The organism is Pseudomonas kielensis (assembly GCF_030505375.1).
GTDB classification, from domain to species: Bacteria; Pseudomonadota; Gammaproteobacteria; order Pseudomonadales; family Pseudomonadaceae; genus Aquipseudomonas; species Aquipseudomonas kielensis.
Window position 1 is genome coordinate 3096741 of the sequence record NZ_CP130043.1, and the last position, 13694, is coordinate 3110434.

7 protein-coding genes, 2 tRNA genes, 3 rRNA genes and 1 pseudogene are annotated in these 13694 nt (G+C 55.5%); all 13 read left to right on the plus strand.

The window, feature by feature from the left end; all coding sequences use genetic code 11:
- Nucleotide 1 precedes the first annotated feature (1 nt).
- The 13 genes and pseudogenes from ilvN to Q1W70_RS14500 all read left to right on the plus strand — a co-directional run bounded on the left by ilvN (nucleotide 2) and on the right by Q1W70_RS14500 (nucleotide 13667).
- Nucleotides 2-493 (plus strand): acetolactate synthase small subunit, encoded by a 492-nt coding sequence (ilvN, locus tag Q1W70_RS14440; protein WP_003205610.1) that lies wholly within the window; start codon nucleotides 2-4, stop codon nucleotides 491-493.
- Between the two features lie 48 nt (nucleotides 494-541).
- Complete coding sequence (ilvC, locus tag Q1W70_RS14445) at nucleotides 542-1558, plus strand: ketol-acid reductoisomerase (RefSeq protein ID WP_007948647.1); 1017 nt, start codon at nucleotides 542-544, stop codon at nucleotides 1556-1558.
- 145 nt (nucleotides 1559-1703) lie between these two features.
- The gene (gene pssA, locus Q1W70_RS14450) at nucleotides 1704-2561 is read left to right on the plus strand and encodes a CDP-diacylglycerol--serine O-phosphatidyltransferase (protein ID WP_095166608.1); all 858 of its coding nucleotides are present in this window, start codon (nucleotides 1704-1706) and stop codon (nucleotides 2559-2561) included.
- A gap of 63 nt (nucleotides 2562-2624) precedes the next feature.
- Complete coding sequence (gene msrP / locus Q1W70_RS14455) at nucleotides 2625-3638, plus strand: protein-methionine-sulfoxide reductase catalytic subunit MsrP (protein WP_166592431.1); 1014 nt, start codon at nucleotides 2625-2627, stop codon at nucleotides 3636-3638.
- Nucleotides 3638-4259: pseudogene (msrQ, locus tag Q1W70_RS14460) on the plus strand (protein-methionine-sulfoxide reductase heme-binding subunit MsrQ). Before msrP ends, msrQ begins: the two are co-directional and overlap by 1 nt.
- A gap of 488 nt (nucleotides 4260-4747) precedes the next feature.
- A 16S ribosomal RNA gene (locus Q1W70_RS14465) occupies nucleotides 4748-6284 on the plus strand.
- Between the two features lie 83 nt (nucleotides 6285-6367).
- Nucleotides 6368-6444: transfer RNA gene (locus Q1W70_RS14470), tRNA-Ile, on the plus strand.
- A 30-nt stretch (nucleotides 6445-6474) separates the two neighbouring features.
- Nucleotides 6475-6550: transfer RNA gene (locus Q1W70_RS14475), tRNA-Ala, on the plus strand.
- 234 nt (nucleotides 6551-6784) lie between these two features.
- A 23S ribosomal RNA gene (locus tag Q1W70_RS14480) occupies nucleotides 6785-9676 on the plus strand.
- A gap of 160 nt (nucleotides 9677-9836) precedes the next feature.
- A 5S ribosomal RNA gene (gene rrf, locus Q1W70_RS14485) occupies nucleotides 9837-9952 on the plus strand.
- Together the 16S, 23S and 5S rRNA genes with 2 tRNA genes alongside form the textbook arrangement of a ribosomal RNA operon.
- 149 nt (nucleotides 9953-10101) lie before the next feature.
- Nucleotides 10102-10761 carry a paraquat-inducible protein A gene (locus tag Q1W70_RS14490; RefSeq protein ID WP_166589800.1) on the plus strand — a complete coding sequence of 220 codons (660 nt, stop codon included), beginning with the start codon at nucleotides 10102-10104 and terminating at the stop codon, nucleotides 10759-10761.
- Complete coding sequence (locus tag Q1W70_RS14495) at nucleotides 10748-11371, plus strand: paraquat-inducible protein A (protein WP_166589798.1); 624 nt, start codon at nucleotides 10748-10750, stop codon at nucleotides 11369-11371. The genes Q1W70_RS14490 and Q1W70_RS14495 overlap by 14 nt, the downstream gene beginning before the upstream one ends.
- Nucleotides 11364-13667, plus strand: coding sequence for a PqiB family protein (locus tag Q1W70_RS14500; protein ID WP_166589797.1), 2304 nt, complete (start codon nucleotides 11364-11366; stop codon nucleotides 13665-13667). The genes Q1W70_RS14495 and Q1W70_RS14500 overlap by 8 nt, the downstream gene beginning before the upstream one ends.
- The last annotated feature ends 27 nt before the right edge of the window (nucleotides 13668-13694 follow it).

A 13694-nucleotide genomic window follows, 5' to 3' on the forward strand; every position in this document is an offset into this window, starting at 1 on the left:
CATGCGGCACATTATTTCCTTGCTTCTGGAAAACGAACCGGGCGCTCTGTCTCGTGTGGTCGGGCTGTTCTCGCAGCGTAACTACAACATCGAAAGCCTGACCGTGGCACCTACCGAAGACCCGACCCTGTCGCGTCTGACGCTGACTACCGTGGGGCACGATGAAATCATCGAGCAGATCACCAAGAACCTGAACAAGCTGATCGAAGTGGTCAAGCTGGTCGACCTGTCGGAAAGCGCGCACATCGAGCGCGAGCTGATGCTGGTCAAGGTCAAGGCCACCGGTGCCCAGCGCGCCGAGATCAAACGCACTACCGATATTTATCGTGGGCAGATCGTCGATGTCAGCGCCAGCGTGTATACCGTTCAACTGACCGGTACCAGCGACAAGCTCGACAGCTTCATCCAGTCCATTGGCACCGCCTCGATCCTGGAAACCGTCCGTAGTGGCGTAACCGGTATTGCCCGCGGCGACAAAGTACTCAGCATCTAAACCAAATTAGCGAATGGCCTGAACGGCCTGGATATATAGGGGAATTTCATGAAAGTTTATTACGAAAAAGACTGCGACCTGTCCATCATCCAGGGCAAGAAAGTTGCCATTATCGGTTACGGCTCCCAGGGTCACGCTCAAGCGTGCAACCTGAAAGATTCCGGCGTTGACGTTACCGTTGGCCTGCGTAAAGGTTCGGCTACCGTTGCCAAGGCTGAAGCTCACGGCCTGAAAGTGACTGACGTGGCTTCCGCTGTTGCCGCTGCCGACCTGGTCATGATCCTGACCCCGGACGAGTTCCAATCTGCCCTGTACAAGAACGAAATCGAGCCGAACATCAAGAAAGGCGCCACCCTGGCCTTCTCCCACGGTTTCGCGATCCACTACAACCAGGTTGTGCCGCGCGCTGACCTCGACGTGATCATGATCGCGCCGAAGGCTCCAGGTCACACCGTGCGTTCCGAGTTCGTCAAAGGCGGTGGTATCCCTGACCTGATCGCCATCTACCAGGATGCTTCGGGCAACGCCAAGAACGTTGCACTGTCCTACGCTGCGGGCGTTGGCGGTGGTCGTACCGGCATCATCGAAACCACCTTCAAGGACGAGACCGAAACCGACCTGTTCGGCGAGCAAGCCGTTCTGTGCGGCGGTACCGTTGAACTGGTCAAAGCCGGTTTCGAAACGCTGGTTGAAGCTGGCTACGCGCCAGAAATGGCCTACTTCGAGTGCCTGCACGAACTGAAGTTGATCGTAGACCTCATGTACGAAGGCGGTATCGCCAACATGAACTACTCGATCTCCAACAACGCCGAGTACGGCGAGTACGTGACCGGCCCGGAAGTTATCAACGCCGAATCCCGTCAGGCCATGCGCAACGCCCTGAAACGCATTCAGGACGGCGAGTACGCCAAGATGTTCATCAGCGAAGGTGCTACCGGCTACCCTTCGATGACCGCCAAGCGTCGTAACAACGCTGCGCACGGTATCGAAATCATCGGCGAGCAACTGCGTTCGATGATGCCGTGGATCGGTGCCAACAAGATCGTCGACAAAGCCAAAAACTAAGTCACGACCCTGTACGAAAAACGCGGCTTAGGCCGCGTTTTTTCGTTTGGTGGGCAGGTTCTGGTATAAAGCTGCATCGTTTGTGCTGCGAACCGTTGGCGCAGACACCTGTCGAAACTTTCCACACCGTTGCAAGGTACTGTCCATGAGCGAACGTCCCGAAGAGCCAAACCAGGCTTCTGACGCCGAAAGCCTGCTGCCCATCGATGAACACATCGAAGAAGGGCATGACGCTGAAGGCCGTAAAGTCCGGCATCGTGGTATCTATCTTCTGCCGAATCTGTTCACCACCGCGAACCTGTTCGCGGGGTTCTACTCCATCATCAACTCGATGAGCGCCCAGAGTGCCTTGAGTGCCGGTGATGCTGCCGGCGCGAGCAAGTATTTTGCTTTCGCGGCAATCGCGATCTTTGTTGCCATGGTGCTCGATGGCCTCGATGGTCGGGTGGCGCGGATGACCAACACCCAGAGCGCCTTTGGCGCCGAGTACGACTCGCTGTCGGATATGGTCGCCTTTGGCGTTGCACCGGCGTTGCTGGCCTTCGGCTGGGCCCTGGGCGACATGGGCAAGGTCGGCTGGATGGTTGCCTTCATCTATGTAGCGGGTGCGGCCTTGCGTCTGGCGCGCTTCAACACCCAGGTGGGGACCGCGGACAAGCGTTACTTCATTGGCCTGGCCAGCCCGGCTGCCGCGGGTGTGGTGGCGGGTATTGTCTGGGCGTTCAGCGACTACGGGATCCAGGGCTCAAAAATGTCCTTCCTGGTGGCGCTGATGGTGGCCGCGGCCGGCATGCTGATGGTCAGCAACATCAAGTACAACAGCTTCAAGGAGCTGGACCTGAAGGGGCGCGTGCCTTTTGTGGCGATCCTGGCGGTGGTGCTGGTGTTTGCCGTGGTGTTCAGTGATCCGCCGCGCATCTTGCTGCTGGTGTTCCTCGCCTACGCCGCCTCTGGCCCGGTGCAGTACTTGTTACACCTTCGCCGGCACAAAAAAGCCGAGTGATGTAATTTCCCCCATACTCCGCAGTCTATTGGTGCATCAGCCCTCCAATGCTGCGGAGTTGTCATGTTATTCAAATTCCCCAAGTCGTCTGACTGCACTGAGTCGGACGTCACACCTGAATCCCTCTATCTCTCTCGCCGCAGCGTGCTGGGCAGTGCTGTCGGCGTAATAGCTGCCAGCAGTCTGCCGCGCTGGGCCAGCGCCGATGACGTTGCGCGTTACCCGGGCGTCGAGCCTGGCAAGGCGCCTGCCTGGTTCAACGAGAAACTCCCTGCGACGCGCTGGGGGGCGGTCAATGTCAAGGATGAGTCGATCACGCCCTTCAAGGATGCGACCCACTACAACAACTTCTATGAGTTCGGTACCGACAAGGGGGATCCAGCGGCCAATGCTGGCGCCTTGAAAACCGAACCCTGGAGCGTGGTGGTGGACGGGGAGGTGGGGAAGCCGGGGCGCTATGCCTTGGAAGACTTGATGAAACCCTATCAGTTGGAGGAACGCATTTACCGCCTGCGCTGTGTGGAGGCCTGGTCGATGGTGATCCCCTGGATCGGTTTTCCTCTTTCGGCGTTGCTCAAGCAGGTCGAGCCTACTTCCAAGGCTCGCTACATTCGCTTCGAAACCTTGCAGGATCCTAAGAGTATGCCGGGCCAGCGCTCCGGGTTTGCCCTGATCGACTGGCCTTATATAGAAGGGCTGCGCCTGGATGAGGCGATGAATCCGCTGGCGATACTGGCGGTCGGGATGTACGGGCGCGAATTGCCGAACCAGAACGGTGCGCCATTGCGTCTGGTGGTGCCGTGGAAGTATGGGTTCAAGAGTGTGAAATCCATCGTGCGGATCAGCCTGGTCAGCGAGCAGCCGAAAACCACTTGGCAGAGCATTGCCGCGGATGAGTACGGCTTCTTCGCCAATGTGAACCCCACAGTGGATCATCCGCGTTGGACTCAGGCGCGGGAGCGGCGTTTGCCCAGCGGATTGTTCAAGCCCAATGTGCGCGACACTCAGATGTTCAATGGCTACGCGGATGAAGTCGCCGACCTGTATGCAGGGATGGACTTGAGGACTCACTACTGATGCGCTTTGTGTTTTGGCGCTGTGCCGTCTTTATAGCGGCGGCGGTGTGGCCGCTACTCTGGTTGTATGAGGCCTGGAGTTCGGCGCTGGGGCCGGACCCGGGCAAGGTGTTGGTCGATCGCCTGGGGTTGGGAACCTTGACGCTGCTCTTGATTACCCTGGGTATGACGCCTTTGCAGAGACTGAGCGGGTGGCCGGGCTGGATAGCGGTCAGGCGGCAGTTGGGGTTGTGGAGTTTTGCCTATGCTGCGCTGCATCTGTCTGCCTATCTGGTATTTGTTCTCGGATTGGATTGGTCGCAGTTGGGGGTGGAGACTGAGCAAGCGGCCATACATTATTGTTGGCAGTCTCGGCCTTGTGGGGTTGCTGCTGCTGGCGGTGACTTCCAATCGATACAGTCAGCGACGTTTGGGGGTGCGCTGGAAGAAGTTGCATCGCCTGGTCTACGGGATTCTGGGGCTTGGTTTGCTGCATATGTTGTGGATAGTTCGTGCAGATCTGAAAGAGTGGGCGATCTATGCCTCTATAGGTGCGCTGTTATTAGTCTTGCGTGTACCTGCCATTGCTCGGCGAATTCCGCGTTTAAAGGGCAAAAAGGCACCTTCTGCAACAAAAGCTTAATTAAAGGTTGACGGCAGATTCCAGGTGTCTATAATTCGCCCCACTTCCGGCGCAGTCGAAACGGAAAACTCCTTGGTAAACAACGAGTTACGCAGTTTTCGGCAGCAGGTTGCTTCAGTTCATCGAAGCGCGAAAGGAGTTGAAAAAGAGGTGTTGACAGCAGCGTGTAACGCTGTAGAATTCGCCTCCCGCTACCGAGTGATCGGAAGCGCAAGTGGTTGAAGTTGTTGAAGAAATCTTCGAAAGCTTCTGAAAAATACCACTTGACAGCAAATGAGGCTGCTGTAGAATGCGCGCCTCGGTTGAGACGAAAGATCTTAACCAACCGCTCTTTAACAACTGAATCAAGCAATTCGTGTGGGTGCTTGTGCTGTCAGACTGATAGTCAAAAAGATTATCAGCATCACAAGTTACTCCGCGAGAAATCAAAGATGTAACCAACGATTGCTGAGCCAAGTTTAGGGTTTCTTAAAAACCCAAAGATGTTTGAACTGAAGAGTTTGATCATGGCTCAGATTGAACGCTGGCGGCAGGCCTAACACATGCAAGTCGAGCGGTAGAGAGAAGCTTGCTTCTCTTGAGAGCGGCGGACGGGTGAGTAATGCCTAGGAATCTGCCTGGTAGTGGGGGATAACGCTCGGAAACGGACGCTAATACCGCATACGTCCTACGGGAGAAAGCAGGGGACCTTCGGGCCTTGCGCTATCAGATGAGCCTAGGTCGGATTAGCTAGTTGGTGGGGTAATGGCTCACCAAGGCGACGATCCGTAACTGGTCTGAGAGGATGATCAGTCACACTGGAACTGAGACACGGTCCAGACTCCTACGGGAGGCAGCAGTGGGGAATATTGGACAATGGGCGAAAGCCTGATCCAGCCATGCCGCGTGTGTGAAGAAGGTCTTCGGATTGTAAAGCACTTTAAGTTGGGAGGAAGGGCAGTAACCTAATACGTTGCTGTCTTGACGTTACCGACAGAATAAGCACCGGCTAACTCTGTGCCAGCAGCCGCGGTAATACAGAGGGTGCAAGCGTTAATCGGAATTACTGGGCGTAAAGCGCGCGTAGGTGGTTTGTTAAGTTGGATGTGAAATCCCCGGGCTCAACCTGGGAACTGCATTCAAAACTGACAAGCTAGAGTATGGTAGAGGGTGGTGGAATTTCCTGTGTAGCGGTGAAATGCGTAGATATAGGAAGGAACACCAGTGGCGAAGGCGACCACCTGGACTGATACTGACACTGAGGTGCGAAAGCGTGGGGAGCAAACAGGATTAGATACCCTGGTAGTCCACGCCGTAAACGATGTCAACTAGCCGTTGGGAGCCTTGAGCTCTTAGTGGCGCAGCTAACGCATTAAGTTGACCGCCTGGGGAGTACGGCCGCAAGGTTAAAACTCAAATGAATTGACGGGGGCCCGCACAAGCGGTGGAGCATGTGGTTTAATTCGAAGCAACGCGAAGAACCTTACCAGGCCTTGACATCCAATGAACTTTCCAGAGATGGATTGGTGCCTTCGGGAACATTGAGACAGGTGCTGCATGGCTGTCGTCAGCTCGTGTCGTGAGATGTTGGGTTAAGTCCCGTAACGAGCGCAACCCTTGTCCTTAGTTACCAGCACGTAATGGTGGGCACTCTAAGGAGACTGCCGGTGACAAACCGGAGGAAGGTGGGGATGACGTCAAGTCATCATGGCCCTTACGGCCTGGGCTACACACGTGCTACAATGGTCGGTACAGAGGGTTGCCAAGCCGCGAGGTGGAGCTAATCCCATAAAACCGATCGTAGTCCGGATCGCAGTCTGCAACTCGACTGCGTGAAGTCGGAATCGCTAGTAATCGCGAATCAGAATGTCGCGGTGAATACGTTCCCGGGCCTTGTACACACCGCCCGTCACACCATGGGAGTGGGTTGCACCAGAAGTAGCTAGTCTAACCTTCGGGAGGACGGTTACCACGGTGTGATTCATGACTGGGGTGAAGTCGTAACAAGGTAGCCGTAGGGGAACCTGCGGCTGGATCACCTCCTTAATCGACGACATCAGGCTGCTGCATAAGCTCCCACACGAATTGCTTGATTCATTGAAGAAGACGATAAGAAGCAGCCCGAAATTGGGTCTGTAGCTCAGTTGGTTAGAGCGCACCCCTGATAAGGGTGAGGTCGGCAGTTCGAATCTGCCCAGACCCACCAATTTTGTGTGGGAAGAACCTGTAGAAATACGGGGCCATAGCTCAGCTGGGAGAGCGCCTGCCTTGCACGCAGGAGGTCAACGGTTCGATCCCGTTTGGCTCCACCACTACTGCTTCTGTTTGTTGAAAGCTTAGAAATGAGCATTCCATCACTGCGATGGTGAATGTTGATTTCTAGTCTTTGATTAGATCGTTCTTTAAAAATTTGGGTATGTGATAGAAAGATAGACTGAACGTTACTTTCACTGGTAACGGATCAGGCTAAGGTAAAATTTGTGAGTAATTGCGAATTTTCGGCGAATGTCGTCTTCATAGTATAACCAGATTGCTTGGGGTTATATGGTCAAGTGAAGAAGCGCATACGGTGGATGCCTTGGCAGTCAGAGGCGATGAAAGACGTGGTAGCCTGCGAAAAGCTTCGGGGAGTCGGCAAACAGACTTTGATCCGGAGATGTCTGAATGGGGGAACCCAGCCATCATAAGATGGTTATCTTAAGCTGAATACATAGGCTTAAGAGGCGAACCAGGGGAACTGAAACATCTAAGTACCCTGAGGAAAAGAAATCAACCGAGATTCCCTTAGTAGTGGCGAGCGAACGGGGACTAGCCCTTAAGTGGCTTTGAGATTAGCGGAACGTTCTGGAAAGTACGGCCATAGTGGGTGATAGCCCTGTACGCGAAAATCTCTTAGTCATGAAATCGAGTAGGACGGAGCACGAGAAACTTTGTCTGAATATGGGGGGACCATCCTCCAAGGCTAAATACTACTGACTGACCGATAGTGAACTAGTACCGTGAGGGAAAGGCGAAAAGAACCCCGGAGAGGGGAGTGAAATAGATCCTGAAACCGTATGCGTACAAGCAGTGGGAGCCCACTTTGTTGGGTGACTGCGTACCTTTTGTATAATGGGTCAGCGACTTATTTTCAGTGGCGAGCTTAACCGAATAGGGGAGGCGTAGCGAAAGCGAGTCTTAATAGGGCGTCTAGTCGCTGGGAATAGACCCGAAACCGGGCGATCTATCCATGGGCAGGTTGAAGGTTGGGTAACACTAACTGGAGGACCGAACCGACTACCGTTGAAAAGTTAGCGGATGACCTGTGGATCGGAGTGAAAGGCTAATCAAGCTCGGAGATAGCTGGTTCTCCTCGAAAGCTATTTAGGTAGCGCCTCATGTATCACTGTAGGGGGTAGAGCACTGTTTCGGCTAGGGGGTCATCCCGACTTACCAAACCGATGCAAACTCCGAATACCTACAAGTGCCGAGCATGGGAGACACACGGCGGGTGCTAACGTCCGTCGTGAAAAGGGAAACAACCCAGACCGTCAGCTAAGGTCCCAAAGTTATGGTTAAGTGGGAAACGATGTGGGAAGGCTTAGACAGCTAGGAGGTTGGCTTAGAAGCAGCCACCCTTTAAAGAAAGCGTAATAGCTCACTAGTCGAGTCGGCCTGCGCGGAAGATGTAACGGGGCTCAAACCATACACCGAAGCTACGGGTATCACTTAGGTGATGCGGTAGAGGAGCGTTCTGTAAGCCTGTGAAGGTGAGTTGAGAAGCTTGCTGGAGGTATCAGAAGTGCGAATGCTGACATGAGTAACGACAATGGGTGTGAAAAACACCCACGCCGAAAGACCAAGGTTTCCTGCGCAACGTTAATCGACGCAGGGTTAGTCGGTCCCTAAGGCGAGGCTGAAAAGCGTAGTCGATGGAAAACAGGTTAATATTCCTGTACTTCTGGTTATTGCGATGGAGGGACGGAGAAGGCTAGGCCAGCTTGGCGTTGGTTGTCCAAGTTTAAGGTGGTAGGCTGAGATCTTAGGTAAATCCGGGATCTTAAGGCCGAGAGCTGATGACGAGTGTTCTTTTAGAACACGAAGTGGTTGATGCCATGCTTCCAAGAAAAGCTTCTAAGCTTCAGGTAACCAGGAACCGTACCCCAAACCGACACAGGTGGTTGGGTAGAGAATACCAAGGCGCTTGAGAGAACTCGGGTGAAGGAACTAGGCAAAATGGCACCGTAACTTCGGGAGAAGGTGCGCCGGTGAGGGTGAAGGACTTGCTCCGTAAGCCCACGCCGGTCGAAGATACCAGGCCGCTGCGACTGTTTATTAAAAACACAGCACTCTGCAAACACGAAAGTGGACGTATAGGGTGTGACGCCTGCCCGGTGCCGGAAGGTTAATTGATGGGGTTAGCTAACGCGAAGCTCTTGATCGAAGCCCCGGTAAACGGCGGCCGTAACTATAACGGTCCTAAGGTAGCGAAATTCCTTGTCGGGTAAGTTCCGACCTGCACGAATGGCGTAACGATGGCGGCGCTGTCTCCACCCGAGACTCAGTGAAATTGAAATCGCTGTGAAGATGCAGTGTATCCGCGGCTAGACGGAAAGACCCCGTGAACCTTTACTATAGCTTTGCACTGGACTTTGAATTTGCTTGTGTAGGATAGGTGGGAGGCTTTGAAGCGTGGACGCCAGTCTGCGTGGAGCCAACCTTGAAATACCACCCTGGCAACTTTGAGGTTCTAACTCAGGTCCGTTATCCGGATCGAGGACAGTGTATGGTGGGTAGTTTGACTGGGGCGGTCTCCTCCTAAAGAGTAACGGAGGAGTACGAAGGTGCGCTCAGACCGGTCGGAAATCGGTCGTAGAGTATAAAGGCAAAAGCGCGCTTGACTGCGAGACAGACACGTCGAGCAGGTACGAAAGTAGGTCTTAGTGATCCGGTGGTTCTGTATGGAAGGGCCATCGCTCAACGGATAAAAGGTACTCCGGGGATAACAGGCTGATACCGCCCAAGAGTTCATATCGACGGCGGTGTTTGGCACCTCGATGTCGGCTCATCACATCCTGGGGCTGAAGCCGGTCCCAAGGGTATGGCTGTTCGCCATTTAAAGTGGTACGCGAGCTGGGTTTAGAACGTCGTGAGACAGTTCGGTCCCTATCTGCCGTGGACGTTTGAGATTTGAGAGGGGCTGCTCCTAGTACGAGAGGACCGGAGTGGACGAACCTCTGGTGTTCCGGTTGTCACGCCAGTGGCATTGCCGGGTAGCTATGTTCGGAATAGATAACCGCTGAAAGCATCTAAGCGGGAAACTAGCCTCAAGATGAGATCTCACTGGAACCTTGAGTTCCCTGAAGGGCCGTCGAAGACTACGACGTTGATAGGTTGGGTGTGTAAGCGCTGTGAGGCGTTGAGCTAACCAATACTAATTGCCCGTGAGGCTTGACCATATAACACCCAAGCAATCTTGTGACTTCGAAAGAGGCATCTGATTGCGGTGTGTGAAGACGAAACGAACCGAAAGTTCGAGAACTCACAAAACACCGAAAGCTATCACATACCCAATTTGCTGAAGCGAGGCCAACTGGCCACGACTCAGTACCCGAATTTCTTGACGACCATAGAGCATTGGAACCACCTGATCCCATCCCGAACTCAGCAGTGAAACGATGCATCGCCGATGGTAGTGTGGGGTTTCCCCATGTGAGAGTAGGTCATCGTCAAGATTAAATTCCAAAACCCCAATTGCGAAAGCAGTTGGGGTTTTGTTTTTGCGCGCGAGAAAGTTTCATTGCAGGATCGACACAAAATTGCGCAGTTATTTCTCAGTCAGAACACTAGAATAGAGCCCTTATTTTCACAATCAGAGCCCTCTATGCCGGATCCGGTTGACGCCTGCGGGCTGTCAGATTTACCGCTGGACAACTTGGTGGCATGTCATGAATGCGACTTGCTGATGCGCAAGCCACACCTCGCTCATGACGAGAAAGCCTTATGCCCGCGTTGCGGTTATGAGCTCTACGCCCATCGGCACAATGTCGTGGAGCGTAGCCTCGCACTGGTGATCGCTGCGCTGTTGTTGTTCGTCCCTGCGAACTTTTTACCGATCATGGAACTCAATCTACTCGGGCAGACGTCACACGACACGGTCTGGAGTGGTGTTGTCGGCCTGTTTGATACCGGCATGCAAGGCGTGGCGGTCGTGGTGTTCCTGTGCAGCATGGGGATCCCCCTGCTCAAGTTGCTCTGTCAGTTATTGGTATTGTTGAGCATTCGATTTGATATCGGACGCAGCTATGGCCTGCTGCTCTACCGCATTTATCACCATCTGCGGGATTGGGGGATGCTCGAGGTTTATTTGATGGGGGTGCTGGTGGCCATCGTCAAACTCGCTGACCTGGCGTCCATCACCATTGGCTTGGGCCTGGGGTGTTTTATCAGCTTGCTGTTGGTTCAGGTCTGGCTTGAGGTGGTGATGTCACCGCACCAGATCTGGGAAGCGTTATCCGGGGAGGATGCTCATGCGGGCGATTGATGCAGGCATTCTGATTTGTGCTGAGTGCCATCAGTTGAACAAACAGGAACCCGACACCGACGAGCAGACCTGCACGCGCTGTGGCGCGATGGTCCATGCCCGCCGACCCAATAGCCTGGTGCGCACCTGGGCGCTGTTGATCACCGCCGCGATTCTGTATATACCCGCCAATCTGTTGCCCATCATGACAGTCAGCGCCCTGGGGCAGGGCCAAGGCGATACGATCATGTCCGGCGTGATCACCCTGGTGCAGCACGGGATGATTCCCATCGCCGCGGTGGTGTTTGTCGCCAGTATCCTGGTGCCGACCTTCAAGCTTGTCGGCATCGCCCTGCTGCTGTTTTCGGTGCAGCGCCGCCAGCCTTTATCCGCGCGGCAACGCATCCTGATGTACCGCTTCATTGAGTTCATTGGCCGCTGGTCAATGCTCGACATCTTTGTCATCGCGATTCTGGTGGCAGTGGTCAACTTTGGTCGGCTCGCCACCATCGAGGCCAATCTCGGTGCAGTGGCCTTCGCCAGTGTGGTGATTTTGACAATGCTTGCTGCAGTAACTTTCGATCCCCGACTGATTTGGGATAACACGGAGTCGGACGACGACCATGACTGATTTGCCTAAAGCTAAAACCCGACCGGCTTCCAACTGGTCGGCCATCTGGGTGTTGCCCCTGATCGCCTTGGTGATTGGTGGGTGGCTGGGCTGGCGTGCCTATAACGAGACCGGGATCCAGGTCCAAATCCGCTTCGAAAGCGGTGAAGGCATTCAGGCCAACAAGACCGAAGTGGTCTACAAAGGCATGTCGGTGGGCAAGGTCAAAAGCCTGACCCTCGATGATGAAGGCAAGAGCCGTGGGGTAATCGCCACGGTCGAAATGAACAAGGACGTCGAGCAGTACCTGAAGACCAGCACGCGCTTCTGGCTGGTCAAGCCCAGCGTAACCCTGGCCGGTATTACCGGTCTGGAAACCCTGGTCTCGGGTAACTATGTGGCGATCAGCCCGGGTGAGGGCGAACCGACCCGCAAGTTCAAGGCCCTCGCCCAAGAGCCGCCCCTGTCGGACTCCAAGCCAGGCCTGCACCTGACCATCAAGGCCGATCGCCTGGGCTCGCTGAACCGCGGCAGCCCGGTGTTCTACAAGCAGATCCAGGTCGGTCAGGTGAAGAGCTACCTGCTGTCCGAGGACCAGAGTACCGTCGAGATCAAGGTCTTCATTGAGCCCACCTACGCCAATCTGGTGCGCAAACACACGCGTTTCTGGAATGCCAGCGGGATCAGCATCGACGCCAACCTGTCGGGTGTGAAGGTGCGTAGCGAGTCGCTGGCCAGCATCGTGGCCGGCGGTATCGCCTTTGCCACGCCGGAAAACCGCAAGGACAGCCCGCCCACCGACCCGAGCCTGCCGTTCCGTCTGTATGAAGACTTCGACGCCGCCCAGGCGGGTATCCGGGTCAAGGTCAAGCTCAGCGATTTCGAAGGCCTGCAAGCCGGCCGTACGCCGGTCATGTACAAAGGCATTCAGGTCGGCAACCTCAAGGCCCTGAAGGTCGACTCCGACCTGTCCAGCGCCACCGCCGAACTGACCCTCGACCCACTGGCTGAAGATTACCTGGTCGATGGCACGCAGTTCTGGGTGGTCAAGCCGTCGATTTCTCTGGCCGGTATTACTGGCCTGGAAGCCCTGGTCAAGGGTAACTACATCGCCGTGCGTCCGGGCGACAAGGGTAGCCCGCCCAAGCGCGAGTTCGAGGCACGGCCTAAGGCGCCGCCACTGGACCTGCGCTCTCCGGGCCTGCACCTGGTGCTGTTCACCGAGAACCTCGGTTCGCTGGAGGTTGGCAGCCCGATTCTCTACAAACAGGTCAAGGTCGGCTCGGTGCAGAGCTATCAGTTCTCGCGGACCAAGAAGCAATTGGTCATCGGCGTGCACATCGAGAAGGAATACGAAGGCCTGGTCAATGCCTCCACGCGTTTCTGGAATGCCAGCGGCATCACCCTCACCGGTGGTCTCACCGGCGGGATCCAGGTCAAGAGCGAATCCCTGCAAAGCCTGATGGCCGGCGGGATTGCGTTCGAGACTCCGGAGGCCAAGGCGCCGCTGCAAAAACGCATTCCGCGCTTCCGTCTGTTCACCAGCCATGACGAGGCGATGGAGAAAGGCACCGTGGTCACCCTCAAGCTCGACCGCGGCGACGGTCTGCGCAATGGCACGCCGATTCGCTACAAAGGCCTGGACGTCGGCAAGGTGGAAGACGTTGACCTCAGCGACGACCTGCAATCGGTGCTGCTCACCGCGCGCATCACCGTAGTGCCGGAACGCATTGCCCGGGTGGGCAGCCAGTTCTGGGTGGTCAAGCCGCAATTGGGCCTGATCAAGACCTCCAATCTGGAAACCCTGGTGACCGGGCAGTACATCGAAGTGCAGCCGGCGGTGAAAAACCTCGGCCCGCAAAAGAACTTCGTTGCCCTGCCACAGCCACCTGAAGCCACCGCGCAAGAGGCCGGCCTGAGCCTGGTGCTGAGCGCCGCGCGCCGTGGCTCGCTGAAAATCGGGGTGCCGGTGACCTACCGGGAAATCACGGTGGGCAAGGTCACCGGTTACGAGCTGGGGCAGACTGCGGACCGGGTGTTGATCCACATCCTCATCGAGCCGAAGTACGCGCCACTGGTACGCAGCGGTACGCGCTTCTGGAACACCAGCGGTTTTGGCCTGGATTACAGCCTGTTCAAGGGCGCGACCGTGCGCACCGAATCCCTGGAAACCCTGATCCAGGGCGGCGTTGCCTTCGCCACGCCAGATGGCGAACGCATGGGTAACCCGGCGCGGCCGCAGCAGACCTTCCCGTTGTTCGACAAGTTCGAAGACGAATGGCTGGAGTGGGCGCCGAAGATCTCCCTCGGCAAGTAAGCCAAAACCCGCTGAACAAAAAAAGGC

What these genes read in the sequence shown, in the direction of transcription:
- ilvN (WP_003205610.1), top strand. Translation starts at nt 2, where the DNA reads ATGCGGCACATTATTTCCTTGCTTCTGGAAAACGAACCGGGCGCTCTG.
- Q1W70_RS14495 (WP_166589798.1), top strand. Translation starts at nt 10,748, where the DNA reads ATGCGGGCGATTGATGCAGGCATTCTGATTTGTGCTGAGTGCCATCAG.
- pssA (WP_095166608.1), top strand. Translation starts at nt 1,704, where the DNA reads ATGAGCGAACGTCCCGAAGAGCCAAACCAGGCTTCTGACGCCGAAAGC.
- Q1W70_RS14490 (WP_166589800.1), top strand. Translation starts at nt 10,102, where the DNA reads ATGCCGGATCCGGTTGACGCCTGCGGGCTGTCAGATTTACCGCTGGAC.
- msrP (WP_166592431.1), top strand. Translation starts at nt 2,625, where the DNA reads ATGTTATTCAAATTCCCCAAGTCGTCTGACTGCACTGAGTCGGACGTC.
- ilvC (WP_007948647.1), top strand. Translation starts at nt 542, where the DNA reads ATGAAAGTTTATTACGAAAAAGACTGCGACCTGTCCATCATCCAGGGC.
- Q1W70_RS14500 (WP_166589797.1), top strand. Translation starts at nt 11,364, where the DNA reads ATGACTGATTTGCCTAAAGCTAAAACCCGACCGGCTTCCAACTGGTCG.